General features: G+C 67.3%; 21 protein-coding genes and 1 tRNA gene. 5 read left to right on the top strand and 17 right to left on the bottom strand.

Going from position 1 to position 26,643, the window contains the following annotated elements:
* Window positions 1-132: 132 nt before the first annotated feature.
* Both BQ7106_RS09135 and BQ7106_RS09130 read right to left on the bottom strand, forming a co-directional pair.
* Window positions 133-2,265 (bottom strand): S-layer homology domain-containing protein, encoded by a 2,133-nt coding sequence (locus tag BQ7106_RS09135; protein WP_072374566.1) that lies wholly within the window; start codon window positions 2,263-2,265, stop codon window positions 133-135.
* 547 nt (window positions 2,266-2,812) lie between these two features.
* A complete protein-coding gene (locus BQ7106_RS09130) occupies window positions 2,813-4,627 on the bottom strand; it encodes a CAP and S-layer homology domain-containing protein (protein ID WP_072374563.1) in 1,815 nt (604 codons plus the stop codon).
* A gap of 729 nt (window positions 4,628-5,356) precedes the next feature.
* On the opposite strand from BQ7106_RS09130, the gene BQ7106_RS09125 reads away from it, so the two are divergent.
* Window positions 5,357-5,433, top strand: a tRNA-Met gene (locus BQ7106_RS09125).
* Window positions 5,434-5,675: 242 nt separating this feature from the next.
* On the opposite strand, the gene BQ7106_RS09120 is transcribed toward BQ7106_RS09125, so the two are convergent.
* Together BQ7106_RS09120 and BQ7106_RS09115 are read right to left on the bottom strand one after the other, a co-directional pair.
* A complete protein-coding gene (locus BQ7106_RS09120) occupies window positions 5,676-7,190 on the bottom strand; it encodes an ATP-binding protein (RefSeq protein WP_072374560.1) in 1,515 nt (504 codons plus the stop codon).
* Between the two features lie 404 nt (window positions 7,191-7,594).
* Complete coding sequence (locus tag BQ7106_RS09115) at window positions 7,595-8,293, bottom strand: TIGR00266 family protein (RefSeq protein ID WP_072374557.1); 699 nt, start codon at window positions 8,291-8,293, stop codon at window positions 7,595-7,597.
* 211 nt (window positions 8,294-8,504) lie between these two features.
* Between BQ7106_RS09115 and BQ7106_RS09110 the strand changes: the two genes are divergently transcribed.
* On the top strand, window positions 8,505-12,014 hold the full coding sequence (locus BQ7106_RS09110) for a DEAD/DEAH box helicase (protein ID WP_072374554.1): 3,510 nt from the start codon (window positions 8,505-8,507) through the stop codon (window positions 12,012-12,014).
* 288 nt (window positions 12,015-12,302) lie between these two features.
* On the opposite strand, the gene rlmH is transcribed toward BQ7106_RS09110, so the two are convergent.
* A complete protein-coding gene (rlmH, locus tag BQ7106_RS09105) occupies window positions 12,303-12,773 on the bottom strand; it encodes a 23S rRNA (pseudouridine(1915)-N(3))-methyltransferase RlmH (RefSeq protein ID WP_072374551.1) in 471 nt (156 codons plus the stop codon).
* Window positions 12,774-13,047: 274 nt separating this feature from the next.
* On the opposite strand from rlmH, the gene BQ7106_RS09100 reads away from it, so the two are divergent.
* Window positions 13,048-13,959, top strand: a complete 912-nt coding sequence (locus tag BQ7106_RS09100; protein ID WP_072374548.1) for an ROK family protein — start codon at window positions 13,048-13,050, stop codon at window positions 13,957-13,959.
* Between the two features lie 10 nt (window positions 13,960-13,969).
* Here the strand turns inward: BQ7106_RS09100 and BQ7106_RS09095 are convergent, their stop codons facing one another.
* From BQ7106_RS09095 to pepT, 4 genes are all read right to left on the bottom strand, one after another.
* Window positions 13,970-14,764 (bottom strand): HAD family hydrolase, encoded by a 795-nt coding sequence (locus BQ7106_RS09095; RefSeq protein ID WP_072374545.1) that lies wholly within the window; start codon window positions 14,762-14,764, stop codon window positions 13,970-13,972.
* 81 nt (window positions 14,765-14,845) lie between these two features.
* Window positions 14,846-15,682 carry an HAD family hydrolase gene (locus BQ7106_RS09090; RefSeq protein WP_072374541.1) on the bottom strand — a complete coding sequence of 279 codons (837 nt, stop codon included), beginning with the start codon at window positions 15,680-15,682 and terminating at the stop codon, window positions 14,846-14,848.
* Complete coding sequence (locus BQ7106_RS09085) at window positions 15,679-16,233, bottom strand: hypothetical protein (protein WP_072374538.1); 555 nt, start codon at window positions 16,231-16,233, stop codon at window positions 15,679-15,681. Before BQ7106_RS09085 ends, BQ7106_RS09090 begins: the two co-directional genes overlap by 4 nt.
* A gap of 3 nt (window positions 16,234-16,236) precedes the next feature.
* Window positions 16,237-17,496, bottom strand: a complete 1,260-nt coding sequence (gene pepT, locus BQ7106_RS09080) for a peptidase T (RefSeq protein ID WP_072374535.1) — start codon at window positions 17,494-17,496, stop codon at window positions 16,237-16,239.
* A 150-nt stretch (window positions 17,497-17,646) separates the two neighbouring features.
* On the opposite strand from pepT, the gene BQ7106_RS09075 reads away from it, so the two are divergent.
* Window positions 17,647-18,084: an arginine repressor gene (locus BQ7106_RS09075; protein WP_072374532.1), complete on the top strand. Its 438-nt coding sequence runs from the start codon at window positions 17,647-17,649 to the stop codon at window positions 18,082-18,084.
* Here BQ7106_RS09075 and BQ7106_RS09070 read toward each other — a convergent pair.
* The 7 genes from BQ7106_RS09070 to BQ7106_RS09040 form a co-directional block, all read right to left on the bottom strand.
* Complete coding sequence (locus BQ7106_RS09070) at window positions 18,081-18,932, bottom strand: Cof-type HAD-IIB family hydrolase (RefSeq protein WP_083526991.1); 852 nt, start codon at window positions 18,930-18,932, stop codon at window positions 18,081-18,083. The genes BQ7106_RS09075 and BQ7106_RS09070 overlap by 4 nt on opposite strands.
* A gap of 30 nt (window positions 18,933-18,962) precedes the next feature.
* Window positions 18,963-19,943, bottom strand: coding sequence for a phosphoglycerate dehydrogenase (locus tag BQ7106_RS09065; RefSeq protein ID WP_083526990.1), 981 nt, complete (start codon window positions 19,941-19,943; stop codon window positions 18,963-18,965).
* Window positions 19,944-20,110: 167 nt separating this feature from the next.
* Window positions 20,111-21,754, bottom strand: a complete 1,644-nt coding sequence (gene ilvD, locus BQ7106_RS09060) for a dihydroxy-acid dehydratase (protein ID WP_072374524.1) — start codon at window positions 21,752-21,754, stop codon at window positions 20,111-20,113.
* A 71-nt stretch (window positions 21,755-21,825) separates the two neighbouring features.
* A complete protein-coding gene (locus BQ7106_RS09055; protein ID WP_072374522.1) occupies window positions 21,826-23,208 on the bottom strand; it encodes a PTS galactitol transporter subunit IIC in 1,383 nt (460 codons plus the stop codon).
* 81 nt (window positions 23,209-23,289) lie between these two features.
* Window positions 23,290-23,574 (bottom strand): PTS sugar transporter subunit IIB, encoded by a 285-nt coding sequence (locus tag BQ7106_RS09050; RefSeq protein WP_072374520.1) that lies wholly within the window; start codon window positions 23,572-23,574, stop codon window positions 23,290-23,292.
* Between the two features lie 72 nt (window positions 23,575-23,646).
* Window positions 23,647-24,111, bottom strand: coding sequence for a PTS sugar transporter subunit IIA (locus BQ7106_RS09045; RefSeq protein ID WP_072374518.1), 465 nt, complete (start codon window positions 24,109-24,111; stop codon window positions 23,647-23,649).
* Window positions 24,112-24,159: 48 nt separating this feature from the next.
* A complete protein-coding gene (locus BQ7106_RS09040; RefSeq protein ID WP_072374516.1) occupies window positions 24,160-24,780 on the bottom strand; it encodes a bifunctional 4-hydroxy-2-oxoglutarate aldolase/2-dehydro-3-deoxy-phosphogluconate aldolase in 621 nt (206 codons plus the stop codon).
* 402 nt (window positions 24,781-25,182) lie between these two features.
* On the opposite strand from BQ7106_RS09040, the gene BQ7106_RS09035 reads away from it, so the two are divergent.
* Window positions 25,183-25,788, top strand: a complete 606-nt coding sequence (locus BQ7106_RS09035; protein ID WP_072374514.1) for a helix-turn-helix domain-containing protein — start codon at window positions 25,183-25,185, stop codon at window positions 25,786-25,788.
* 18 nt (window positions 25,789-25,806) lie between these two features.
* Here the strand turns inward: BQ7106_RS09035 and BQ7106_RS11040 are convergent, their stop codons facing one another.
* On the bottom strand, window positions 25,807-26,625 hold the full coding sequence (locus BQ7106_RS11040; protein ID WP_072374512.1) for an HAD family hydrolase: 819 nt from the start codon (window positions 26,623-26,625) through the stop codon (window positions 25,807-25,809).
* Window positions 26,626-26,643: the final 18 nt, after the last annotated feature.

Raw genomic sequence — 26,643 nt, 5'->3', positions numbered from 1 at the left:
TGCGTGGAGGTGACGTGGGGCTCTTCTTGAATCAGGCTGAAAGGGGTGCGCCCGCCGCTTGGGGGGAAGCGGCGGGCGCAGGGGGCTGTCCCAATACTCTGTGCGGACTAACGGGTCACCGGGTCGGCCGGATCAGTCGACGCCGCCCTGCCAGCGGGCGATGATGGTCGCGGCGGTGGCACGGTTTACGGCTTTGCCGGGATCGAGGTGGCCGCCGGAGCCGGAGATGATGCCCTCGCCGACGGCCCAGGCCATGGCCTCGCGGGCGTAGGGGCTGACGGAGGAGGCGTCGGGGTAGACGTCAAGGCTCGTCGTGGACGCGGGCTGGCCCTCGAGGCGCCAGATCACGGTGACGAGCTGCTCGCGCGTGACGGCGTCGGAGGGGCCGAACGCGGCGTCGTTGTAGCCGGTCATGGCGCCGGCCTCGGCGCACCACGCCACGGCGTCGTACCACCAGTCGCCAGGGTGCGCGTCGGCGTAGCCCGGGTCGGGGGCGCCCGCGGGGCGACCCTCCATGTTGTAGAGGAGCTGCGCGAGCGCGCCGCGGACGAGGGTGTCGGTGGGGCCAAAGGACTCGCCGCTGCCCTGGCCGTTCATGATGCCCTGCTCGGCGACCCACATGACGGCGTCGTAGTACCAGGTTCCGGGGGCGATGTCGGTGAAGGAGGGAGCCTGGTCGTCCGGATCCTCGCCCGTGGGGGCAAACGAGACTGTCACGACGACATCAGCGGCGGACATTATCACCGAGTAGCGTGTGTCGCTGTGCGTCCACACGTACACAAGCGTGTTGTTCTTCTGGTTTACCGCATAGATGCGATCGAGCTTGTATCCGTCGTTTGGCTCGACGATGATGTAGACCCTTTCGCCCGCGGGCACGTCGGTGTTTCCGCCCTCAATCCTGGCGCTGCCATAGCGAGGGGTCTGGTTGGAGAGGCTGATCTGGTGATGGGCATCGTCCTCGGCAACGGTGACCTGCACGGTCTTGGTGGCAGAGGCGTACTCCTCGGTCTCCGCCGCAGTGATGGTGATGGTTGCGCTACCCGCACCGCGAACGGTGACGTAGCCCCTTGCGTCTACGGTGGCGACGTTCTGGTTGCTTGACGCATAACTCAGCTGCGCACCGCCGAGCGCCTGGGCATCCAGCTGGAAGCCGGGCTGCTCGTTGAGCGTGACGCGATAGGAGCTCTGGCCGCTGATGGTCTGGGTCTGCTTCTGGGGCTGCGTGGGCTCCGAGGGCTGAGAGAAGAGTGAGAAGAAACTGACCTCGTACTCGACCGTCTGACCGTTGCCGACGTTGACGCTCACGGAGAACTTGTCTCCCGCGTTATATCCGGACAGATCATTTGGACGGAAGATGATGCACCCGGGCGAGCCGTAGTTGCCATTGTCGACGTAGAGAACGCCGTCACTTCCTCCGGCGCCCATCCGCCACGTTCTTCCGTCGCTCTGGCGGGTGAGGACAACAGAGACCGAGCTGTCGTTGGAAATAGTATCGCCCGTTGAGAGGCTCCACGCATCTCCGGAATCAAAGAGCTCAACGGGCATGTTCTGCGCCGGCCACGAGACGTTGGAGTACGAGTCGGAGGATGCTCCTCGTCCGAAGGCGTACATCGCCGAGTACCTTCCCACCATGCCGAAGCCCGTCTTGTCCATAGACGGGTTGAGAACCCACCTACGGTGGCCAACGCGATCGATGTTCGACGCATCGCTGTCAGAAAGGAACCCCAGAACGGCAGCGGCGGGGCTCGGATAGCCCATGGCGATGTTGGAGCTACTGGCGCCCTGCGCGCCCATATTGTAGAGCGCGTCGCTTAGGTCCGCTGGCTTTTCGGGCGCGTGCGAAAGCGATCCGTTGAGACAGTTGACCAAGGAGGCCGCCTGGCAGAGCTCGTTATAGTGCGCATCAAGCGTCACGTTTGAGGGGATTCCAGCGACGTAGCGCGCGAAGTTCACGACCTCAAGCGCGTCATTGAGCGACTGCTGGGACAGGGAGCCGAGGGAATAAGGAGCCGTAGTGTAATTTGGCTCCACGGCGTAGGTTGCGCTTTTCCAGCCGAGCAGGTCCTTGTCTATGCCATGGGCATCCGCGTAGCTCATGATGCTCTGCTGCGAGACCGTGCTCACCCCGAGCCCTGCGGCATAGGCGGGAGCCGCGGGCGCGAGGACGACCGCGAGCGACATGAAGATCGCCGCGATCAGGGCGAGCGCTCCCCCGCCCCGGGTCCTGCGCGACGTGCGCGTGGCGAGCGTGACGCTTCCGTTCATGGAACCACCCCATCTCCTGTTTTCAGGGAACTTTGGCGCCATGATAGGTTCGTGACCTCGGAATTCTTTGCGCAAATGCGATGTGGTCCGCGAGCGGTCGGCAGGTCGTGCAGCGGGGTGGGCGGCCGCCGGCGCGAGGTTCTTCTCGCTTTGGCCGTGAGGGGGTCGGGCGGAGAGGGCGTGCCTCGCAAGGCTTGGGACACCCCGGGGCGGGGGCTGTACCGTTTTGTGGCAGGTCTGGGTAGCATCCCGTCGGAAACCACGCGTGCGACCATCCTTCGTCGGAGCGTTTCCTGCGGCTTTGTGCTCGCCGGGCGAACTGCTGGGCTTGGGGAAGGTCGTTTGCTACCCAGACCTGTCTGAAAGTGGTACACCGCACCAGCTGGATCGCCCTAACGGGCCGGAGGGCCGTCGCGGGCGCTCGTCGGTCGGGGGCGGGCGCCGGCGCGAGATGGGTGCGCCCGCCGCTTGGGTGCGACGGGCGCGGGTGTTCGGGGCAGGTTGTTCTGGGGCCTGATACGTTGAGACTGGCTGGCCCGGCTCTCGATTACTCGACGCCGCCATGCCAGCGGGCGATGATGGTGGCGGCGGTGCAGCGGTCGACGGCTTTGCCGGGATCGAGGTGGCCGCCGGAGCCGGAGATGATGCCCTCGCCGACGGCCCAGGCCATGGCGTCGGCCGCGTACGTGGAGACGGAGCCGGCGTCGGGGTAGGAGTCGAGGCTCGTGGTTGAGGCGGGCTGACCCTCGAGGCGCCAGATCACGGTGACGAGCTGCTCGCGCGTGACGGCATCGGAGGGACCGAAGGTCGTTGCGTTGTAGCCGATCATGGATCCGGTCTCGGCGGCCCAGGAGACGGCCTTGTAGTACCAGTCAGTGGGGCGTGAGTCAGCGTAGCCCGGGTTGGGCGCGCCCTCGGGGTTGTCCGCCATGTTGTAGAGGAGCTGCGCGAGCGCGGAGCGTCCGAGCGGATCGAGGGGGCCGAAGGTCTCGCCGGTGCCCTGGCCGTTCATGATGCCCTGCTCGGCAACGTATTCGACGGCGTCGTAGTACCAGGCATTGGACAGGACGTCAGAGAACGTGCCGGGCACGGGGTCGGGATCGGGGTCCAGGCCGCCCTGGCCGGCGGGGACAATCTCGGCGGAGATGGTGACCGCATTGGCGGGCATCGCAAAGCGGAAGACCCAGGTGTTGGGCACGTTGTCGTAGGGAGCGTAGACGTACTCCATGGGGCCCTCGATGACGAGGTCCTTGAGCTCGTAGCCCTCGTCGACGGCGACCTCGCCGGCAACCGTGTGGCCGGGCGGGAAGGTGCCGTCGAAGTCAGCGCCAACGTTGTTGTAGACCTCGATGCGCGCGTGCTCGGGCTGCACGATGGAGACGAGGTGGGCCGAAGCGTCCGGGTCGTCGGTGCCGGGCTCCTTGCCCGTCACCTGGGTGTAGTAGTCGTTGAAGAGCTGCTGGAAGTAGGCAAGGTCATAGGCGTCGTCAGTGGAGCCGCTGAAGTAGAAGGCCTGCTCGTAGGTGTTCTTGCGCTCCGTCTGGGCAGCGCCGGTCACCCCGTATTCGGGGTTGATGATGTTGAGGTAATGGCCGACCTCGTGGTAGACGCTAGGGTAGGCCCTCGAGAGCGCATTCAGGACGGAGTTGAACGACTGGCCGGAGGCGAGCTGCTGGTTGAACCAGGCGCGCGGCTCGGCGCAGGAGTCGGAGAGCCAGAGGTTCTTCTCGGCGGTGTACCAGCCTTCGAAGGCGGAGGCGCCGTTGGGGTAGCCCCAGGCGACGTTCTCGCCGACGTTGTAGGCCTGGGAGTGGCCCGTCACGACGCTCGAGTAGTTGGCGTTGATCTGGCCGACCGCCATGAGGTAGGGGTCGACGAGCAGCGCGGGGAGGCCCTCCTCGGCGCGGATCTGGTTGCAGCGCTCGATGATGCTGAGGGAGGCAAGCATGTTGTCGAGGTTGAAGGCGCTCTGGTCGTCCGCGGGGTCGATGTTCTGGTAGGGGCCGACGATCGAGTTGTTGGGCGCGGCGGCGATTGCGTTGGCGGCAGCGGTGGCGCCGATGCTGCGGAAGAAGCCGGCGGAGCCTTCGGCGTAGGTGCCGGGCTCGGCGAGGGTGGTGACGTCGGTATTGGTGGTTGGCGCGAGGGTGGTGACGTCGGTGTCGGCCGGAGCTGTGGCGGGAGTTGCGTGGGCGGGCGTCACGGGCGCGAGGACGAGCGCGAGCGACATGAGGAGCGCCGCCAGGACGGTGAGCGCTCCCCCACCCCGGGTCATGAGCGTTGTGCGCGTAGCGACGTGGCGCTGCGTGCGCGCGGTGATACGGCGCTGCGTGTGCGCGGTGAACATGACGCTTTGGTTCATGTGACCACCCCATCTCTGGTTTTCAGGGACCTTAGGCTCATGGTAGGTGTGAGGGTTTTCGCAAGTGTTTTGCGAGGTCGGGGGAATCAGCGAGCGGTTGGTGTGGGCCGGGCGAGGGGTCGGGCGGGCGTGAGGTCCGGGACTGGGCGGCGTCCTGGGTGCGGGGCGCAGGGCGCGCGGGGTGCGGGGCGCGCGGAGACGGGAGGACGGGCGCGCGGTCATCGCGCGCGCCGGGGCCGATGATTGGATTGGGGGTCACCATTGTCGGACGAAAATCAAAACGCCGATTGTGTGCAACAAGTTTGATGTTGGGAGGCAGAGCGAGAGCGGGGCACGCTAGGAATGCTGCACACAAGCAGGTAAAACTCGCAGGGAACGCGTGTGCATGTTGCCCGAGACGGGGGAAACGCCTCCAGCGGCGTTGACCACGGGACGCCCTTTGCACACAATTGCGGGTTCGTTGCGGATTCTGCCGTCTCGGGCTGCACGAGATTCCGAAATACTCACAACCACGTATTTCTTGCAGGCCTGCCGCAGGTCTGTCGCAGGCCTGCTGCCGAGCTCCAGGGTCGATCAGCGTTTCACGGCGGCGCGGGAAGGAGCGTGGGGGCGGAAATGCGGAAAATGCGGGGACGGAAATGTGGAGACGCGTTCACAACGTGAGGAAGGAGTTGCATGGGGAGGTTCTTCTCGCTATAGTTACTTCTTGCACGCACGAGGTGCACCCATTGCGGGGTGGAGCAGTCTGGTAGCTCGTCGGGCTCATAACCCGAAGGTCGTAGGTTCAAATCCTGCCCCCGCGACCATAAACTTGCAGCCCGGAGGTCGTACGGCCTCCGGGCTTTTTCGTGTCGAGCGGTTTTGCGGGCGAATTGCGGGTGAATTCTCGCCCGGTTTGTTTTGTAGACCGTGTAAACCGAGGGCAACCACGCGGCAAGCGGCTTGACACGCAGTTCGGCCGCAGGGGGAATGTCGGGGCTACTGTGGAAGTGTGGAAGCGGACTTCCTAAGTAACTTCCACAGTAGCCGCCGCCCTCAACCGTTATGGTCAGCCCCTTTTGCCCGCCAGGCGATATCTCCTCTTGGGACTGTTCTGAGAGCCAAGACCTTCCACGATGCCCTCGTTAATGAGTTCGTTGATGTAGCCGCGCGCCGTCTTGTTAGAAACTCCGGCCGCACGTGCAATCTCGGAGGTGCTCACGCTCTCCCTCTCCGAGATGAAGTCGAGGACCGCCTCACGGACGTTGCCCCTGGTGTAACTCGTACTCTCCTGCTCTGTCATGCTGCGGTGTCGGAAGATGATTCGGAACCCATCGAGCCCGTTGTCTATGATGGGCTTGTCCATGAGGGCATCGGCGAGCGCATTGCGGATGATGGGATACCCCGTACCCCGGTTCTCGACGACGTGCCCGCGCCGACCATCTATGTCGGTGTACGGGACCTCTTCGAGTATTCGCGACAAGGCCTGGTTTCGCGACGCAGTCCCGCCCCGTTGTCCGAGCTGGTCAACCGTGAGCGATCCATAGAGCCCGCCCGGGTTGCTTATCTCAAGACGGTCCGGGTAAAGGTCAATCATAACGGGCTCGCCCTGGCCATCGAAAGAGTAGTCCCGATGCATGAGCGCGTTCGCCACGGCCTCACGTACGGCATCGAGCGGATAATCGGGAACGTCCTCCCTGAGAGCGCCCTTGACGATGGCCCCGTGCTTGATGTTGCGAGAGACCGCCCGCAGAGCGTCAACGATCATCTGGGGTATGGGTCCATCGAGATTGGCGATGTCTTCGAACCGTTTCCCCTGCGGCGACAGGGTGCCCTTCTCGCTTTGCGGGTAGCATGAGAACACTACGTTCAGCCTTGGGAAGTACTTTTGGGGATAGTTTCCGAGCGCCATGAGTCCCGCGAGCGTAGGCCGAAGCGTCCCGTCCTCATCGACGGCAATCACCCGACGGTTGGCAAGCAGCGTGCAATCGTCGACCGCATCCGCCCTCCCAAACGAGGAGCTGCGTTCCGCTGCCAGCCAGCTGGAGAGAAGCTCGGCGTCGAGGTCGTCAATAGTTGCCTCGTGCACTATCGCAACGTCGTTTCGTGCGCTCCTGAGCTGATTTTCGATAAAGCGGTCTATCTCGTACGGCGTCATCTTATGGTCACCGTCTCCGGTGCGGATGTACGAGCCGTTGCGCTGACCTAGCCTTCGGACGTAGCAGGGTTTCTGTCTGGCGGATGCCTCAGGGATGTTCGCAACGACCACGGGCGCGTCCTCAAACATCAGGACGCGAATATCGGACGCAATGGACGGTGAAACCTCTTCGCGAGCCGTCTGCGCGCACTTGGCTTGAATGGTCTTTGGAACGAACCCCTTTGCCGGGTGGAACCCGCGAGACTCGCGCACGCCCAAGATTATCGTCCCGCCTGCAGTGTTTGCGAACGCCGACATTGTCTCCGCGGTACTTTTGGGCAGATCGTCAACTGATGCCTTGAGCTCGTACTCTGCGACGTCTGTGCCCGCCGCCCTCATGCGGTCTATTGCGCGGGCCAGCTCCTCGTCACTTGTTATAGCCGGCATATCTCATCTCCAATGGCTTCGCGAACACTGTTCCAGCCAGATGACTCAACTTGAGCTACTGTGGAACTTAGGAAGTCGGACTTACACAGTAACTTCCCAAGTATCTTGAGTAACTTCCACAGTATTCTACATCTTGAAAAAGCTCAGGCGGACGAGGAACAGAAGAGGCCTAAAGCTTGCACCGTAGCGCAGAGTCCGCTATCCACTTGTCGAATCTTCAAATCAGGCACTGTCGCGTCGGGCTCATAACCCGAAGGTCGTAGCTTCAAATCCTGCCCCCGCGACCATAAACTTGCAGCCCGGAGGTCATGTGGCCTCCGGGCTTTTCTTTACCCGGAAACAGGTCGAGCGTCACCGACAATCGGCCGAATGGTCGGCGTAAACAAACTATGGGCGCACAAAAGCTAGTTCGACGCCGACGGCAGGTACGGGTGCATCGCCTGCGCGAGGTTTGCCAGGCTGCGGGTCTGAACGTACACGCGACCGCTGCCGGTGAAGGTGTTGACCAGGCCCTCCCCCGTCGTGAAGCCGAACATGCCGCTCGCGACCTCGATGTGGTACTCGAGGTCGCTGTCCCACGCGACCACGTGCTCGTTGTCCACGACCAGCGGCTCTGCGGGCACGACGTCCAGTGGCAGCACGTCGCCGAACGCGGAGACCAGAAGCGACCCCTCGCCGTGCACCTCCATCACGAACAGGCCACCGGTGTTCCCGAAGAGCGCCCTGGAGATGCCCTGGCTCACCATCGTGTAGTCGACGCCCTCGTCGCAGGCGAGAAACGCCCCGGTGTTCAGACGGTACTGATGCGCCCCGTCGACCGCGAGCTCGACGATCTTTCCCGGAATCGACGGCGCCACGGCGATCTCCGCGCCCGAGGCGGTGCCGGTCGCCGTGGTGACAAACATCGACTCCCCGCTCGTGATGCTGCGACCGATGGCGCCCAGGACGCCGCCGAGCCCCTTCTTCCTGGAGTTGAGCCCGCCGGAGATCTCGACCCCGCGCGAGTACACCATGCTCCCGCTCTCGGTCCGCACCGACTCGCCCTGCGAGAGGGCGATGCGCGCGATCGGGCAGTCGGAGTCGCCGGTCAGAACAAATCTCATAGGGGGCTCCCTTCTCGAGACTGGCGGTGGTTCCCGCGCGCTTCTCGCGCTCTTCTCGGCGAGTATACCGCGGGCGCGGCGGAGCGCGTGGGAATGGGAGGCGCGTCGGCAATGGACAACGGGAGCGGCGAGGTTGACACTATACCCTGTCACCATTGTCAGGTTGACACTATACCCTGGCACCATTGTCACAATTGGCAGGGAGGTGGGGATGGGCACGGAGCTACTGGTCGAGCGCCTCCAGGAGGAGGCGGCCCTCTCGTCGACGTACGAGCGCGGACTCGCGCTCGCGCGCAACGGCTCCGTCGCCGACGCCGACGAGGACACCGGTGCGCTGGGGGCGACGCTCTCGCTCTCCGCCGTGGTCCGCGGCTCTCGCGGGGACGCCTACCGCGTCCGCGTTCTTCTTGACCTCAACGACGCGGAGATACTCGACTACGGGTGCACGTGCCCGGCGGCGCAGGGCTATCCGGGCATGTGCAAGCACGAGATCGCCGCCGTGCTCGACTACCTCTCCCGCAGGGGAGAGGGCCCGGCGTCAGGCGGGCCGGCGCTCGCCACGGGTGGCCGCTCCCCGGGCGCCCCGGCTTGGGCGGCACCCCTCCCAGGCCCTCGGGACGGCGCCGCCGGTCCCGCGCGCGACCGAGCCCGCGGCCTCCCCACGAGCCCGCAAATCCTCAGCCTCATGCAGGACGTCACGACCCGGCGCATCCGCGACGCCGAGGAGGCTCGCCTGCGCCGCGAGCTCGCCGAGGGGGCGGACGAGGGGCCCGTCGAGCTCGAGGTGACCATCCTTCCCGCGCAGGACGGCCTCTACCTCGAGGGCACCACCTGGTGCGTCAAGCTGCGCGTGCGCCGCGGCGCCGTCGCCTACGTGGTCAAGAACATCGCCTCGCTCGTCGACGCCTATCAGCGGGGCGAGACGGTGGGCTACGGCAAGCGCCTCTCCTTCGCGCACGTCCCGAGCGCGTTCACGGAGTCGTCGCGCGCCGTCCTCGAGGTCCTCTCCCGCGTGGTGGCCAGCCAGCGGGCGCTCTACCGCTCCCGCTGGAGGTATCGCGAGGCGGGCAGGGGCGCCGAGATCAAGGAGCTCCCGCTCGCGGACGGGGACGTCGTCGCGGTGCTCGACGCGCTCCAGGGGCGCACGGTGCTGTTCCAGGCAAACGACGGGCCGTACGGCACGCGTGGGGCCATACGGCACCTCGAGGTGACGACTGACGACCCGCAGATCCGCACCGCGCTCGAAACCGCGTCGGACGGGGGCTTTGACCTGCGCGTCCTGGGGCGGTGGTACCCGTTTTCGTCCGAGCGCGGCCTCTACGTCCTCGACGAGAGCCGTGCCGTGCGCTGTTCGGGGGACCTCGCCGCTCGGGGAGGCGCCCTGCTCGCCCAGATCCTTTCCTCCGAGAGGCCCATGCACGTCTCTTCCGCGGACATGCCGGCATTCTGCCGCGACGTGCTCCCGACGCTGCGCGATGTGAGCGAGCTCTCGGCGCCCGAGGGCCTCGACGAGCTGACGCCCCCCGAGGCGGCGTTCTCCTTCAGGGTCGGCTGCGAGGACGGGCTCGTGAGCTGCGACGCGACCGTCGCGTACGGCACGTGGGAGCACGCGCTCTACGGCCCGTCCGCCATCGCGGGCCCCGCGCCGGACGAGCCCACGCGCGACCTCGTCGCGGAGTACCACGTCATGGACGTCGTGGAGGAGCTCTTCCCCGGGGGCGACCCGGGCGCAGGCGACCTCCCGTGCTTTGACGAGGCGGACGACGAGCTGCTCTTCGACCTCCTCACGCGCGGGCTCGCGCGGCTGGGCGAGCTGGGCGAGGTTCTTCTCTCCGAGCGGCTCAGGTCGGTCAGGGTGCACGCGAGCCCGCAGCTCTCCGTGCGCGCGACGGCAAGAAGCGGGCTGCTCGACGTGCGCCTCGACGCGAGCGGGCTCTCGACGCGCGACATCGAGGCGTACCTCGCGGCCTACCGGCGGCGCCAGCGCTTCGTGCGACTGTCCAGCGGCGACATCATGCGCATGGGGGAAAGCGCGTCGGCCGCGGTCGACCTCGCCGAGGGGCTGGGCGTGGGCGACGCCGAGCTCGCGGAGGGCGTGAGCGGGCTGCCGGCCAGCCGCGCGCTCTTCGTCGACGCGCTCGCCAAGCGCTCGGCCGGGCTGGACCTGCGCAGAAACGACGGGGTTCGCGCCATCGTGCGCGACTTCGACACCTTTGCCGACGCGGACTTCGAGGTGCCCGAGCGCCTGGCCGGGGTGCTGCGCCCCTATCAGCGCGACGGGTTCCGCTGGCTGCAGACGCTCGAGCGGTTCGGGTTCGGCGGCATCCTCGCGGACGACATGGGCCTCGGCAAGACGCTCCAGGTGATCGCGCACCTGCTTGCCCTCAAGGAGGGCGCGCCCCGCAGAGAAGGACCGGCGGGTCGCGACGGTTCGGGCGTCCGCGGGTCAGACGGCGGCCCGGGCGGCGACGGCACGGGCAGCGGCACCACGCTCGTGGTCTGCCCCGCGTCGCTCGTCTACAACTGGATGAGCGAGCTCGACCGCTTTGCTCCGGACCTCGACACCGTCGCCGTGCTCGGCACCAAGGCGGCGCGGCGCGCGACCATAGCCTCCGCGCCCGGCCACGACGTCCTCGTGACCTCCTACGACCTCATGCGCCGCGACGTTGAGGAGTACGAGCGCCTGCGGTTCGCGCGCGTCGTCCTCGACGAGGCCCAGTACATCAAGAATCCGCTCACGCAGGTGGCGCGCGCCGCCAAGAGGCTTCCGTCGGACGTGCGCCTGGCGCTCACCGGCACCCCCATCGAGAACCGCACCTCCGAGCTCTGGAGCATCTTCGACTTCCTCATGCCCGGCCTGCTCGGCGGGCGCGACGCGTTTGCCAAGGAGTACGAGGGTCCCGTCGAGGCGGGCGAGCGGCGCGCGACCGAGCGGCTCCGCCTCCTGGTCTCCCCGTTCATCCTGCGGCGCCTCAAGACGGACGTCCTGAGCGACCTGCCGGAGAAAACCGAGAGCGTGGTGGTGGCGCGCATGTCCGGGGAGCAGGAGAAGCTCTATGGCGCAACGCAGGACCGGCTGGCGCGGCAGATCGCACGCGAGGAGCCCGACGAGTTCAGGCGCACGAAGCTCCAGGTGCTCTCGGAGCTCACCCGGCTGCGGCAGATCTGCTGCGACCCGGCCCTCTGCTTCGAGGACTACGGCGGCGGAAGCGCCAAGCTCGAGACGTGCCTCGAGCTCGTGAGCGGGGCGCTGGACGGAGGGCACCGCGTCCTGCTGTTCTCGCAGTTCACCTCCATGCTCGAGATCATCTCGCGACGGCTTCGGGCGCTCGGGGTCGACCACCTCACGCTCACCGGCTCCACCAGCAGGGAGGAGCGGCGGCGCCTGGTCGCGCGCTTCCAGTCGCACGAGGCCCCGGTGTTTCTCGTCTCGCTGCGCGCCGGCGGCGTGGGCCTCAACCTCACCGCGGCCGACGTGGTGATCCACTACGACCCGTGGTGGAACCTCGCCGCGCAGAACCAGGCCACCGACCGCGCACATCGCATCGGGCAGGAGCGCGACGTCACCGTCTACAAGCTCATCTGCGCGGACACCATCGAGGAGCGCATCGTCGCCATGCAGGAGTCCAAGCGAGAGCTCGCCGAGGGGCTGCTCTCCGGCGAGGGCGTCCGCTCCGCGTCGCTCACGCGCGACGACATCCTCGCGCTGCTGCGAACGTGACGCTGGTGTCAGGTCATAGTGTCAAGCCCGCGGGGCGGCCGCCCCGGGGCCGGCTGGCGAGGACGGCATGGTCGCCGAAACGGAGCAACTTGCGAAACGTCGCCCCGTTGAGGGCGTTTTTTTGCTAGACGCTCCGTTTCGGCGCGAGGGTGAGGCGCAACCGTCGGCCTGCGGCGGCGCGAACGGGGAGGGTCCGCACCCGGCCTGGTCGGCTGGGCCGCGGGCTCGGACGCGGCCCGCTCGGGCCGACGGGCCGCGCTCGCGTCAACCGACGCCAGTTTCAGTCGGTCACTTGTGGTACTTCTCGCCGCGCGAGATCTTGCAGGCCCGGTAGAGCTGCTCCAGCAGGACCACGCGCGCAAGGTTGTGCGGCAGGGTGATGGGGCCAAACGAGAGCGTCTCGTCCGCCCGGGCGCGGACCTCGTCGGAGACGCCGTCGGAGCCGCCGATGACAAACGTGACGTCGCCCCTGCCGTGGAGCGCGAGCTCGTCGAGGCGGCGCGAGAGGCCCTCGCTCGAGCGCTCCGTCCCCTCGATCGCGAGGAGGATCACGTGCGAGCGCGGGGAGACGGCCGAGAGGATCGACCTGCCCTCCCTGCCGCGCGAGCCCTCGACGCCGCCCGCGCGCGCCGGGTCGACGTCCGCCACCTCGGTGACGCGGACCTTTGCGTAGGCTCCCAGCCGCTTGACGTACTCCGCGCAGGCCTCTGCCCAGAAGCGCTCCTTGAGCTTGCCCACGGCAACGATGGAATAGTTCATGCCAGCACCCACGAAGCCCCTCCCGGCCGCGCCTCCCCCAGCGACCACAGGGTTGCAAACACCCGAGCTCGCTGTCAAGCGGCGGCGCGGCGCGCGCCCGCGGCGTCGACGCATCCGCCGACGGAACCACATGACAAAATGCCCTGGCACCATTGTCATCATGAGGCACCATTGTCATCATGACAAAAGACCTAGGCACCATTGTCATCAACCGTCGTCGGCTGCGCTAGGATGGCAGGTGCAGCAGTCAACACCCGCTCGGGAAGGAGCGCACATGACCAGGCTCGCCGTTTTTGACGTGGGCGGAACCGCGATCAAGTACTGCGCCATGGAGGGGACCGAGCTCCAGCTCCAGGGCGAGGTGCCCACGCCGGACACCGAGTCGCTCGACCGGGAGCCCTTCCTCGCCACGCTCGAGCGCGTCATCGCGGAGCTCGGACCCGTCGAGGGCGTGGCGCTCTCCGTCCCGGGAGTCGTGGACGTCGACGCGCGCTACCTCCACACCGGCGGGGCGCTCATGTACAACTACGACGCCGACGTCACCGAGTGGGAGCGCCGCTTCGGCCTTCCCGTCGAGGTGGAGAACGACGCGCGCTGCTCCACCATGGCCGAGCTCGCCGTCGGCAACCTGAGCGGCGTGCGAAACGGCGTCGTGCTCACCTTTGGCACGGGCATCGGCGGCGGGGCCGTCGTGAACGGGGAGCTCTTCAAGGGGTCCCACCTCTACTCCGGCGAGGCGTCGATGATGTACTTCTCGACGCCCCGAAGGGACAGCGAGCTGCGCGAAGACGGGGCGTGGTCGACCGCCTGCTCCACGACGGGCATGTGCCGCCGCCTCGCGGAGGCGAAGGGAATCGAGGAGTGCAACGGTCGCGAGCTCTTCGCGTGGCTTGAGCAGGGCGACGAGGAGACGGCGCGCGTGTTCGGCGAGGTGTGCGACGACATCGCCATCCAGATCCACAACATCCAGTGCTGGCTCGACCCCGAGCGCATCTGCCTGGGAGGCGGCATCAGCAGAAACCCGCTCTTCGTCGAGGGCGTGCGCGACGCGCACCGACGCTTCAACGCCGAGCTCAACTACGCCTTCCCCGAGGCCGAGATCGTGACCTGCCGGTTCTTCAACGAGGCGAACCTCATCGGCGCCTACCAGCACTTCCTTCGCATGCGCGAGAAGCGCGGGGCGTAGCCGCCCTCCCCTACAGGCCCTCCAGGATCTCGCGCATGGCGCGCTGCACGGCGTGGTCGGAGTTGCGACCGATGACGCGCTGGCCGATCTGGCGCACGGCGTAGCGCGCGTTCTCCATGACGTAGGGGTGCCCCACGTAGCGCAGCATGGCGTAGTCGTTCATCGAGTCGCCGAAGGCGACGACCTCGCTGCGGTCGATGCCCCAGTAGCGCAGCACCTGCTCGAGGCCCGTGGCCTTGTTCACGTGGCGCGGCACCACGTCGATCCAGCGCGAGCCGCTCGGCAGGAACGTGAACCAGTCGGAGAGCTCGCGCTCGAGCACGTAGGCCATGTCCATGATCTGCTCGGGCAGCTCGCAGCACACGGCCGCCTTGATGATGCTCACGTCGGGCGAGGGCGGGTCGAAGACGCGCTCGGCGTTGGGGAGGTCCTTGTCGAGCTCGCGCAGGTAGGAGCTCTGGTCGTTGAGGAGGTAGGTGTGGGTGGCGTCGTAGAGCGCCAGGTGGATGCAGTCGAACATCTGCGTGGTCTCGAAGAGCCTCTGCACCGAGAGGGTCGAGAAGACCTCGCGGTCGAGCAGGCGCCCGTCAGCGTAGACCTGCGTCCCGAGCGAGGCGACGTAGTCCATCTCGTCGGCGACCGGCCCGAAGAACCAGCGCAGCGTCTCGTAGCGCCGCCCAGAGCTCGCCACGAAGCGCACGCCCCTCTCGTGCAGGGCGTGGATGAGCTCGAAGGTCTCCTCGGGGACCCTCGAGTCGTCGTCGAGCAGCGTCCCGTCCATGTCAGATGCGATGAGCTTGATCATGCTGGCCTCCTGAGACTGTCGGAGCCGACCGTGCGGCTGGCGCGGTTGACACTTTGCCCTGACACCAATGTCAAGTTGACACTATGCCCTGACACCAATGTCAAGTTCGCCGGTGCGGGCAATCTCGAGCAGCGCGTCGGCGACGCCCTCCTCCGAGACGGGCCCCACGCGGTACCTGGCGGTCTCGAGCACCTCGTCGGTCGCGTTCGCGACGGCGACGGAGTGGCGGACCATGCGCAGGATCTCGAGGTCGTTCTCCGCGTCCCCGAAGACCGCCACCTCGTCGAGCGTGATGCCGAGCGCCTCGAGCAGGGGCTCCAGGCCCGAGGCCTTGGAGACGCCCTGCGGCATGATGTCGAACCACTCCGGCACCGGGGAGACGATGCGCAGCTCGGGCGCCGCCTCCGAGACGATGGCGCGGCAGCGGTCCATGCGCTCGGGCGGGCCGGGGCAGGCGATCGTCGCCGCGATGAAGGGCTCGTCGGGCACCTCGTCGACGACCGCGCCCGTGAAGCGCGTGCGCTTCTCGAAGACGGCGAGCTCCTCCGCGGTGGTGCCCACGCCGTAGGCGGGGTTGAGCAGGTTGGTGTCCTCGGGGTAGCACACGAGGAACATCCCCGGCTCGGGACGGAGCGCCTCGTCGATCTTGACGAGCGCGTCGCGCGGGATGAGGACGGTGCGCACGTAGGTGCCGTCGACGCGCACGCGCTTGCCGTTGGAGAGGATGCCCGTCTGCAGGCAGCTGTCGTCCATCCCGAAGAAGCGCAGCAGCTCGAAGTAGTCGCGCCCGGTGGCGGGCCCGAAGCGCACGCCCGCGTCCATCAGCTCGTGGATGGCCGCGACGGTGCGCTCCCCCACGCGCGCGTTGCCCATGGGGATGAGGGTGTTGTCCATGTCCGAGAGGACGAGCTTTATCACGAGAGGATGCCTCCCTTCACGCGCGGCAGCGCGTCGAAGCGATCGATTGCCATGAGAATCTGCTCCACGTCCACCATGCCCGAGATGCGCACGGTGCCGTGCCCCCCGGCCCAGATCACGAGGTCGCGGTAGCCCGACCCCTTGCGCGTGCCCGCCCACTCGAGCAGGTCGATCTCGTCGTAGAGCACGAGCACGTGCGAGCCGAAGAACGGGGTGACGACCAGGTGGTCGCTGAACACGGAGACCTTGTAGCGACGGATGACCCACCACATCAGAAACGCCGTGGCGATGAACGAGTCAAAGAAGACGAGCACGTCGTCGGGGGTGGGGAAGAACTCCACCATGGCGCAGGCGACGGCGAGCACGATGCCGAGGCACCCCATGAACGCCATGGCGATGACCAGCGAGCGCGTGAAGGACACCGGCACCACGTAGGTGTCGTGGTGGCTGTGGTGCCGCTCCGAGATGCGCACCCTGCCCGCGCGCTCGACGAAGAGGGCGAGCGCGGGCAGCGCGACGGCGGGGATGACCAGGAGGAGGGGGTGTGCCACGGCCTACTCGTCCTTCTCGCCCGCCGCCGGCTCGGCGAACTTGGCGACGAGCCGCTCGAGCACGTCCACCATCCGCTCGAGGCCCGAGACGGGCACGAACTCGCGGACGGAGTGCGCGTTGTAGGCCCCCGTCGCGAGGTTGGGACAGGGCAGCCCGCGAAACGTCAGCTGCGCGCCGTCCGTGCCGCCGCGCGCCGGGACCGCCACCGGCTCGATGCCCGCCTCGCGGTTGGCCTCGAGCGCAAAGTCGATGAGGCGACGGTCGTCGGGGCCGAACCTCTCGGCCATGTTGCGGTACTGCGGGCGCAAAGACACGCTGACGGTGCCCTCGCCGTAGCGGTCGTTGAGGAAGGAGGCAACGTCGAGCATGGTCCGCTCGCGACGCGAGAAGGACGAGGCGTCGAAGTCGCGCAGGATGTAGGTCAGCGTGAGCTCGGCCGCGGTGCCCTCGATGTCGGTCGGGTGGTAGAAGCCCTCGCGGCCGGAGGTGTGCTCGGGGCGCTCCGCCGCGGGAATCATCTGCTGGAACTCGGACGCCACGGTGATGGCGTTGACCATGACGCCCTTCGCCGACCCGGGGTGCACCATGACGCCGCGCACGGTGACGGTGGCCTCGCTCGCCGAGAAGCACTCGTAGTTGATCTCGCCGAGGGCGCCGCCGTCCACGGTGTAGCCGCCGCACGCGCCGAGCGCCTCGACGTCGAGCAGGCTCGCGCCGTGCCCGATCTCCTCGTCGGGGACGAACGCCGCGACGAGCCGCGGGTGCGGCAGGTCCGGGTTCGCGGCGAGGCGGGCGAGAAGGGCCATGATCTCGGCGACGCCCGCCTTGTCGTCGGCGGAGAGCAGCGTGGTGCCGTCGGAGCAGACGATGTCCTGGCCGACGAGCCCCGCGAGGTCGGGGACCTGGTCGGGCGTGGTCTCGACCGGCTCGCCGTCCACGACGCCCGCGACGAGCGGGCCGCCCTCGTAGCGGACCACGTGCGGGCGAACCCCATGGGCGGGCGCGTCGGGCGACGAGTCGATGTGGGCGCAGAGCACGAGCGCGGGGAGCCCCTCGGCGCCGGCGGAGGCGTCCAGGACGCCCGTGACGTAGGCGTGCTCGTCCGCCGTCACGTCCCGGCACCCGATGGCGGCGAGGTCGTCCGCGAGCACGCGCGCCATGTCGTGCTGGCAGGGCGTCGAGGGCGTGACCCCGTCGTTGCCGGGGTCGGACGGAGAGTCAACCTGAACGTAGCGCATGAAGCGCTCGAGGACGTCTGACATGGGTTCTCCCAGGAGGTCGCGGCTTTTCACGCCTGCTAGTCTAGCGCAGGGGCGCCCGCGCCGCGTCAGCGCGCCGTAACTTCACGCCGACCCCGCCCCGGGCGGCGGCCGTTTTGCGTATGCTTCTGTGCAGGGCGACGGGAGGCGAGCATGAGGCGCAGCAACGAACGACAGGAGGCGATTCGCTCGATCGTGCGCGGGCAGTCGGTCCGCACGCAGGGGGAGCTCGTGGAGGCGCTCGCCGAGCGGGGGTTCGCCTGCACGCAGTCCACCGTCTCGCGCGACGTCTCCGAGATGCACCTCCGGAAGCTCGCGGGCGGGCTCTACGTCCTCGAGGAGGACCTCAACCTGCAGCTCGTGCTCTCGGAGTTCGTGGTGGAGGCGAGAAGCGCCCCGGGGCAGAGCCTCGTGGTGGTGCTCACCCAGCCCGACACCGCCCCGAGCGTGGCGCGCGCCGTCGACGAGGCGCGCCTCGCGCACGTGCTCGGCACGGTCGCCGGCAGCGACACCGTGTTCGTGGCGACCGACTCCCCTGCCGGCGCGGACGAGGTCAGGGGCCTCGTCACCGCCCTCGCGGCGAGCGGCTAGCGCGGCCCCGAGGCGACCTGCCCGGCGATCGCGGCGAAGACCGGCGCGAGGTAGCGCCCCACGCCCGACTCGTCGCAGGAGGAGGTCAGGTGGTCGGCGACGGCCTTGACCTCGGGGGTCGCGTTGCCCATGGCCACGCCGTCCCCCGCGGCCTCGAGCATCGTGCGGTCGTTGTCGCCGTCGCCGAAGGCGATGCACTCCCCCGCCGAGACTCCCAGGTGGTCGCAGAGCCAGCGCAGCCCCGCGCCCTTGTGCGCGGATCGGTCGGTGATCTCGATGTTGCAGGGCAGCGACGAGGCGCGCCTGAGGGCGGGCTCGGAGTCGACGAGCTCGCAGACCGCGTCGCGGTCCTCGTCGCGCCAGTAGAAGACGTTCAGCCGGCACACGTCCCCGATGCGCGCGAGCTGGTCCTCGAGACTCCCGTCGTACACGGTCCGCACCCCGCGGACGAACTCCTTGGTGGCGTCGCTGAGCTCGAGGCGGTCGATCAGCGGGTAGCGCTCGCGCTGCGTGTAGACGGTCCCGTCGGCGAAGAGGTCGAAGGTGATCGGGCGGTCGCGCAGCCTTTGGTAGAGGTCGAGCACCAGGTCCTTCTCGATGGTCACCTCGCGCAGGGTCCTCCCGGTGGCGACGTCGGCCACGACGGCGCCGTTTGCGCAGACGGCGTAGCGCACGCTGGGGTGGCGGAGCAGCTCGGCCGGCAGGCCCGCGAGGTTGCGCCCGGTGCAGGGGACGAACATGACCCCCAGGGAGGCCGCCGCGTCGAGCGCGGACGCGTTCTCGGGCGAGATGGCCTTCTCGGAGTCGAGGAAGGTCCCGTCCATGTCGACGAACACGAGCTTAACCACTGCGTCTCCTTAGGTCGCTCGCCCCCTGGGTCACGAGAAGCGCACCCGGTCCGCAAACGTCACGCGGTTGGGCGGCTCCTTGCCGTCCTTGAAGGCGATGATGTTGTCGGCCACCACGTCGCCCATGCGCCGGTTGGCCTCGAGCGTCGCCGAGCCGATGTGCGGGGTAGTGAGGACGTTGGGCATCTCGTAGACCTTGGGAAGCGTCGGCGGCTCGCGCTCGTACACGTCGACGGCGTAGCCCCCCAGGCTGCCCGAGAGCAGCGCCCGCTCGAGCGCCGACTCCCGCACGATGCCGGCGCGCGCCGTGTTGACGAGCAGCGCCCCCTCCTTCATGCGACGGAACTCGCGCGCGCCCAGCATGTTGCGCGTGGCGGAGGTGAGGGGCGCGTGGATGGTCACGACGTCCGACTTCTCGAGCAGCTCGTCGAGGCTCGTGTAGAGCAGCCCGTAGCGCGAGGCCTCGGGGCGCTGGACGATGTCGTAGCCCAGGATGTCCATCCCGAAGCCCATGGCGCGCGCCGCGACGGCCATGCCGATGGCGCCCACGCCGATGATCCCGATGGTCTTGCCGTAGAGGCTCCTCCCCGGAATCTTGTTCCACATCCCCGACTTGAGCTGCGTCACGGTCTGGGTGATCATGCGCGCCAGGTCGAGGATGAGCGCGAAGGTGAGGTCCGCCGTCTCCTCGCGGTTGGCTCCGGGAGTGTTGGTGATCGTGATTCCGCGCCGCACCGCGGCGGCGAAGTCGATGCCGTCGAAGCCCGCGCCGTGGCGCGCGACGAGCCTCAGCCTGGGAAGCCTGTCCATGGTCGCGGCGTCCAGGTAGTCGTTGCCGAGCACGATGGCGTCACTGTCGTACGCGTGCTCGACGATCTCGTCGGCGGAGAGCGGGCGGCCGTACGGGTTGACGCGAACCGTGCAGCCCGCAGCCTCGAGCCGCTCGACCGCGCCGGTGTCAAAGATGCCAAACGTCGCCGCACACGACGCGACAATAAACGAATCCGACACGTCGTGTCCCTTTCCCATAATGCGCACCGTCCGGAGGGTATTTTACCCTTTGGCCGACGCCGCGCGCCCGCGGACGCGGCGGAGTCCGGGCAGCGCAAACAAACGGCGGGGCCGGGCGACGCCATCTCCCAGGGCGCCGCCCGGCCCGGACGGTGACGACGGTCGGCCTACCCGATGACCGCCCCCGTCTTCGCCGAGCTCACCTGCTTGGCATAGCGGGCCAGCAGGTGGCCGCCGTTCTCGTGGATGACGGGCTTCCAGCCCTGCTTGCGGCGGGCGAGCTCCTCGTCGCTGACCTCGACCTCGATGAGGTTCTTGGTGAGGTCGATGTTGATCTTGTCGCCGTTCTCGACGAGGGCGATGGGCGCCCCGTCGAAGGCCTCGGGGCACAGGTAGCCCACCGAGAGGCCGCCCGAGGCGCCGGAGAAGCGCCCGTCGGTGATGACGGCGGAGTCGGGGATGCCCTTCATGATCTCGGTGACGCGGTGGAGCTCCTTCATGCCGGGGCCGCCCTTGGGGCCCTCGTAGCGGATGATCACGCCCGTGCCCGGCTTGATGGCGTGGGCGTTGTAGGCCTCGAAGGCCTCCTCCTCGGAGTCGAAAACCATCGCGGTGCCGCTCCAGACGTGCTGCTCGGCGGGGACGGCGCTCGTCTTGACGAGCGCGCCCTCGGGGGCCAGGTTGCCGTAGAGCACCTGGATGCCGTTGGCCACCGACGCGGGGTCATCCTGGGTGCGGATGACCGAGCGGTCGCAGCGCAGCACCGAGGTCTCAAGGTTCTCGGCGAGCGTCTTGCCCGTGACCGTCATGACCGAGGTGTCCAGGTCGCCCGAGATGGTCTGGAGGACGGCGGGGATGCCGCCGGCCTTGTACAGGTTCACGCAGGAGATGTCGCCGTTGGGCACCACGTTGCAGATGACGGGCGTCTTTGACGTGATCTCCGCGACCTGCGCCCACGTGCACTCGAGCCCCAGCTCGGCGGCGAGCGCCGGAAGGTGGATGAGCGCGTTGAGCGAGCCGCCGATCGAGGCGAGCAGCTTGACCGTGTTGTCGATCGCGGCCTGGGTCATGATGTCGGACGGCTTGATGCCGCGGCGCACGAGGTCGACCACCGCCGCGCCGGTCTGGCGGGCGGAGAAGCGGCGCTGGCTCGTGGACGAGGGCCACAGCGCGCCGTTGGGCAGCATCATGCCGAGGCCCTCGGTGAGGCAGCCCATGGTGTTCGCGGTGCCCAGGAACGGGCAGACGCCCGGGCCGGTGTAGTAGCGCAGGGTCCCCTCGATGACGTCGCGCTCGGTGGCCTCGCCGGCGAGGAAGCGGGCGCGGAGGGCCTTGGACTCGGAGGGCTTGATCTCGTCGTAGCACGGGCCGCAGGTCACCAGCGCCGCGGGCAGGTCGATGCGGGCGGCGGCCATGAGCATGGCGGGGATGATCTTGTCGCAGCTGCCGAGGTAGACCACGCCGTCGAAGCAGCCCTCGCCCACGATCATGGCCTCGCAGGAGTCCGCGATGATCTCGCGGTGCGGCAGGCAGTAGCGCATGCCCGCGTGGCCCTGCGCGATGCCGTCGCACATGCCGATGGTGTTGAACTCGATCGGCTCTCCGCCGGCCTCGAGCACGCCCTTCTTGACCTCCTCGGCCAGCTTCTTGAGCGGCTCGTGGCCCGGGCAGACCTCGTTCCAGCTGTTGGCGATGGCGATGAGGGGCTTGTCGGGGTTCTCGAGCGAGTCCACGGCAACGCCGGCGGCCGCGAGGTGAGCCTTTGAGATAGCGCGCTGGAAGGGCTCCAGCTTGTCGATTGCACGTTCCATGGTTTCCCCCTCTGGGTATGTGGCGGGCGCCGCCGGTCGACGGCACCCGCCACCTCAAACGAGATGGGCGACTACTCCATCTCCTCGTACTCTGCGGCGTAGGCCTCGATCTTCTCCATGCCGATCTTCTTCTCGACGAGGAACCAGACGGCGACGAAGATGACGACGGCAACCGGAACGAGGATGATCGCGTTCTCGGAGATGCAGGTCCAGAAGACGATCGCGGTCTGCGTGAGCGACGGGCCGGCCATGGAGGCGATCTGGCCGTCGAAGGTCAGGCCGGTGGAGGTGGCCAGGTCCGTGAGGTACGGGGCGGCGAAGGTGCCGGCGTACAGGATCGCGGCCATCACGGGGATGGAGATGAGGATCGAGCGGAACACGTTGCCGCGGCACAGGGCCACGACGAGGGCCACGCGGAAGGTGACGACGGAGAGGTCCGCGAGCGGCATCATGCGGTTGCCCGGCAGGACGAAGGCGAGCAGGATCGTGACCGGGATCATGATGAGGGCCGTGGTGATGACCTCGGGGTTGCCCACGACGACCGCGGCGTCGAGGCCGATGGAGAGCGACTGGCCGCCGAAGTGCTTGGTCGTGAACTTCTGGGCGCCGTCGGAGATGGGCATGAGGCCCTCGACGAACATGGCGGTCATCTTGGGCATGAGCACCATGACCGCGGCGACGTTGACGCCCGTGAGGAAGATCTGGTCGATGGGCATGAGGGCGAGCGCACCCATGGCGCAGCCCAGGATCAGGCCGAGCATCATCGGGTCACCGAAGATGCCGAGGTACTTCTGGACGCCCTTGATCGAGACGTTGACCTTGTTGAGGCCGGGGATGCGGTCGATCACCCAGTTGAGCGGGGCGGCGACGATGATCGAGGACGTGTAGGAGATCGTCGGGAGCGTGACGTCAGGGATGCCGAAGAAGTGCTCGATCAAAGGAGACGTCCGGTCGGCGAACTTGAGCGTCATGACGGCGGTGAAGGCCGTGGCGACGAGGGCCCAGACGATGTTGTTGGTCACGAAGAAGACCAGGATGCCGGCGATCATCATGTGGTGATAGTTCCAGATGTCGACGTCCATCGTCTTGGTGAGCTTGAGGACCAGCATGAGGATGTTGATGCCGAGGATCTCGAAGACCAGGAAGGCGACGATCGGGGAGGCCCAGGTGACCGACGAGATGGCGCCCCAGCCCACGTCGGTGACGTCGAGGTTGAGGCCGAAGTTGGCGACCATGGCGCTCGCGGCCGGAGAGACCGCGGACTTGAGCAGGTTCACGAGCAGGTTGATGCCCACGAAGCCGCAGGTGATGGTGATGCCGCTCTTGAACGCCTTGCCGATGTTCATGCGGAACACGAGGCCGATGATCGTGATGATGATCGGCAGCATGACGTAGGCGCCCGCGTTGATGAGCGCCTGGAAGACAGTGCTGACTGTCTCGAGGAATGCGTCCATGCCTTTCCTTTCTTACGCTTGGTACGGTCGAGAGACGCGCCGCGAGGCCCGCGGCGCGCCGGCGGACGGCCCGCGGAGCCGCTAGTCCTTGAGCGCCTCGACGATCTTGTCGAGCGTCGCCTGCTCGTTGATGCCGGTCAAAAGCGCAATCGCCATGATGATCGGGGTCTTGACGTCGGCGTCCTTGAACTTGCCGGAGGTGACCACGAGGTCGTAGTCGTTGGCCTTGTCGTGGAGCTCGAGCATCTTGCACTGGGTGACCTGGATGGCCACGCCGTGATCGGCGCAGTAGTCCTTGATCTTGGCAGCCACGACGGTGGAGGTGGCGACGCCGTTTCCACAGGCCACGAGAACACGCTTTGCCATTTTTGTTCCTTCCTCTCTAAGGAGCTCTCAGCGCGCCCCTGCGGCGCGCCGCTGACCATGGTGGGAGGGGTGCTAGACGAGCAGCGCCCCGGCGAGCGAGAAGACCTCGTCGGCGTCCTTGGCCGCGATGACCTTGCCGACGAGCTCCTGGTCCTGGACGAAGGCAATCACCTTCTGGAGCATCTCGAGGTGGGCGTGGGCCTCGGTGAGGGCGAGCATGCACACGACGGAGACCTTGCACGTCTCGTCGGGCTCGTCCATCTTGTGCCAGTCGACGGGGTGAGCGAGGACGCCCATGCACATGGCGGCCTTGTTCACGTTCACGACGTCGCAGTGCGGGATGGCCACGTTCAGGCCGCCCATGTCGAGCGCGGTGGGAAAGTTCGCCTCACGGTCCACGATGGCCTGGGCGTAGGTGTCCTTCACGTAACCCTGGCCCTCGAGGACGGCCGCCAGGCGGCGCTCGACGTCCTCGCAGGAAAGGCCCTCCTCGTCGATGCGGACGACGAGCGAGCTATCGAAGCTCAGATCTGCCATGCTCTTCTCTCCTTCTCTTGCTTGCTGCGCGACCGCGGGTGCGGCCGCCTACCAGACGACGCTCTCCTCGAGCCTCCTGACGGAGGCGGCGAGGTTGGCCGCGTCGCATGCCTCGATGTCAGCCGGGTCGAATATGCCCGAGCCAATGCCGGCATAGGTGGCGCCCTTGTCGAAGTAGGACTGGACGTTGTCGACGTTCACGCCGCCCACGACCATGAGGGGGAGCTTCCCGAGCGGGGCCTGGACGGCCTTGATGTAGTCGGGGCCGAGCTGGCCGGCGGGGAAGACCTTCACGATGTCGGCGCCCATGTCAATCATCTGCTGGATCTCGGTGGGGCTGAAGGCGGCGGGGACGGTGATGACGCCCGCCTCGCGGGCGAGCGAGAAGATCTCGGGAGTGAACATGATCGGCGAGAGCATGAACTCGGCGCCCGCGTCGATGGCGCGACGGGCGATCTCGGTGTTCTTCACCGTTCCGGCGCCCACGTGGACCTCCGTGCCGAACTCCCTGCGCGCCGCCGCGATGGACTCCATCGCGTGCGGGGAGTTGCTTGCCACCTCAATGGAGTTGACCCTCGTGCCCACCAGCTGCTCCACGACGCTCAGGACCTGCTTGGTCTCGTAGCCGCGAAGGATGACGGTCACCTTGGGAAGAACGAGCTCGCTCATGCCTGCCTCCTCTGTCCGCTTACGTCGCCCTGATTCTATGTCTGCATATTCTTCTTTCAAAATTGAGCCGTTCTACACATTTTTTGCATATGGACTCATCGTCTGAAATACCACAGAGAAGAACCTCAGATGTCGCCTCTTTCGTTAATTCGCTCAGAATGCAACACATTTTCAGGCCTGTTACCAGCAGATTATTTGTGTTGTTTGCAATCTTTGGTATGATGGGTGAGGAGGACCCATATAAGGGCCCGACGCACCCTCCTGTTGTTCTTCTCCATTTTGAATTGGATATTTTTTCAGCTATCTTGCATATTATTAGCTTTAACGAAACAATTCTCCTTATTTTCTCCATACTTTTGCGCGAGAATGCCGCCATCGGGAGCGCCTACGACAGGAGCAGACATGGAGTTTGGGTCCACGCTCGCCAAGCTGCGCGAGGGACGCGGCTGGTCGCAAGCCAAGCTGGCCGAGAGGGCCGGCGTGAGCCAGGAGAGCGTCGCCGCGTGGGAGAGCGGCAGGGAGTTCCCCGCCCAGGAGCAGCTCCTCGCGCTCGCCATGGCCCTCAAGGTGAAGATCGGCCGCCTCATCGAGGGGGACGAGGAGCTCATGGTCAAGGTCATCGAGGGCACGGACACCTACGAGACGGCCGTCATGGGCGTCATCTCGGTGGTCACCGCGGCATGCGCGCTCGTGCTCGTCGCCCTCTCCCACACCGACCCCGGCGGGCTCGAGATCGCCGTGCGCGTCACCGAGGCCATCCTCGTCGTCGGGCTGCTCGCCCTCGTCTGGCAGCGCCGCAGCCCGCGCGCGCTGCGAGCCAAGGCGTTCCGCGACGCGCTCGAGGCCGCCGACGGCTCGCAGACCGCCTTCGTCCTCAAGCGCAAGGCGGGCCGCAACACCGGCAACACCATCATGCAGTTCGTGCTCGGCGCGATCATCGCCGTCACGCTCATCGTCCTTCTCGGCATCATCGTGCCCGAGTCGCGGCTGCCCTGGGTGATGCTGTAGGCTGGCCCGCGGGCGGCCTCAGACGAGAAGCGGCTCGAGATAGCGTGCCACGCCGGCCAGCTCGCAGCGCGGCGCCACGTGACGGGCGTGCGCCTTGACCTCAGGCGACGCGTTCTCCATGGCAACCGCGTCGCCCGCAACGTCGAGCATGGCGACGTCGTTTCCCGAGTCGCCAAAGGCGACGGTGTCGGCAACGTCGACGCCCAGGCGCTCGCAGAGCCACACGAGCGCCGTCCCCTTGGTCGCCTCCGCACTCGTGACCTCGACGTTCATCGGGATCGACGAGGCACCGAAGAGCTCGGGGCGCGCCTCGACGGCGTCCCACGTCACCCTGCGGCCGCGCTCGTCCCCAAACAGGACGTTGACGCGGCAGATCGTGGGGGTGCGCTCGATGAGCTCCTCGGTGTCGCATTCGACGAAGGTGCGCTGGGAGACCACCATGCGACGCGTTGCCTCGGTCATCTCGATCTGGTTGTAGAGCGGCAGGTGCTCGCGCGAGGCGAAGACCCCCTCGGGCGTGAAGAGGTCGAAGGTGACCCGCTGGTCGCGGACGTCCTCGTAGAGCGAGCGGACGAGCTCCTTGGCAATGGGGACCTCGCGGATGATCTCGCCCGAGCGGACGTCGTAGACGAGCGCTCCCCCGCCGCAGACGGCGTGGCGCACGGACGGGTGGGTGACGAGCTCGCGGGGGACGCCCCGCAGGCTGCGGCCGGTGCAGGGGACGAACTGGACCCCGCGCTCGGCGGCGACGTCGAGGATGCGGAGGTTATCTCGCGGGATGGTCTTGTCGGGGCCCACGAACGTGTCGTCCATGTCGATGAAGACCAGTCTGACCACAGCGCCCCCTCCTTCCAG

Source organism: Thermophilibacter mediterraneus, from assembly GCF_900119385.1.
GTDB lineage: Bacteria > Actinomycetota > Coriobacteriia > Coriobacteriales > Atopobiaceae > Thermophilibacter > Thermophilibacter mediterraneus.
This window is presented reverse-complemented; position numbering and strand designations above follow the sequence as displayed.

Bases quoted from the DNA above. Each gene is read 5' to 3' on its own strand.
- BQ7106_RS09135 (WP_072374566.1), bottom strand. From the start codon at position 2,265: ATGAACGGAAGCGTCACGCTCGCCACGCGCACGTCGCGCAGGACCCGG.
- BQ7106_RS09130 (WP_072374563.1), bottom strand. From the start codon at position 4,627: ATGAACCAAAGCGTCATGTTCACCGCGCACACGCAGCGCCGTATCACC.
- BQ7106_RS09120 (WP_072374560.1), bottom strand. From the start codon at position 7,190: ATGCCGGCTATAACAAGTGACGAGGAGCTGGCCCGCGCAATAGACCGC.
- BQ7106_RS09115 (WP_072374557.1), bottom strand. From the start codon at position 8,293: ATGAGATTTGTTCTGACCGGCGACTCCGACTGCCCGATCGCGCGCATC.
- BQ7106_RS09110 (WP_072374554.1), top strand. From the start codon at position 8,505: ATGGGCACGGAGCTACTGGTCGAGCGCCTCCAGGAGGAGGCGGCCCTC.
- rlmH (WP_072374551.1), bottom strand. From the start codon at position 12,773: ATGAACTATTCCATCGTTGCCGTGGGCAAGCTCAAGGAGCGCTTCTGG.
- BQ7106_RS09100 (WP_072374548.1), top strand. From the start codon at position 13,048: ATGACCAGGCTCGCCGTTTTTGACGTGGGCGGAACCGCGATCAAGTAC.
- BQ7106_RS09095 (WP_072374545.1), bottom strand. From the start codon at position 14,764: ATGATCAAGCTCATCGCATCTGACATGGACGGGACGCTGCTCGACGAC.
- pepT (WP_072374535.1), bottom strand. From the start codon at position 17,496: ATGTCAGACGTCCTCGAGCGCTTCATGCGCTACGTTCAGGTTGACTCT.
- BQ7106_RS09075 (WP_072374532.1), top strand. From the start codon at position 17,647: ATGAGGCGCAGCAACGAACGACAGGAGGCGATTCGCTCGATCGTGCGC.
- ilvD (WP_072374524.1), bottom strand. From the start codon at position 21,754: ATGGAACGTGCAATCGACAAGCTGGAGCCCTTCCAGCGCGCTATCTCA.
- BQ7106_RS09055 (WP_072374522.1), bottom strand. From the start codon at position 23,208: ATGGACGCATTCCTCGAGACAGTCAGCACTGTCTTCCAGGCGCTCATC.
- BQ7106_RS09050 (WP_072374520.1), bottom strand. From the start codon at position 23,574: ATGGCAAAGCGTGTTCTCGTGGCCTGTGGAAACGGCGTCGCCACCTCC.
- BQ7106_RS09045 (WP_072374518.1), bottom strand. From the start codon at position 24,111: ATGGCAGATCTGAGCTTCGATAGCTCGCTCGTCGTCCGCATCGACGAG.
- BQ7106_RS09040 (WP_072374516.1), bottom strand. From the start codon at position 24,780: ATGAGCGAGCTCGTTCTTCCCAAGGTGACCGTCATCCTTCGCGGCTAC.
- BQ7106_RS09035 (WP_072374514.1), top strand. From the start codon at position 25,183: ATGGAGTTTGGGTCCACGCTCGCCAAGCTGCGCGAGGGACGCGGCTGG.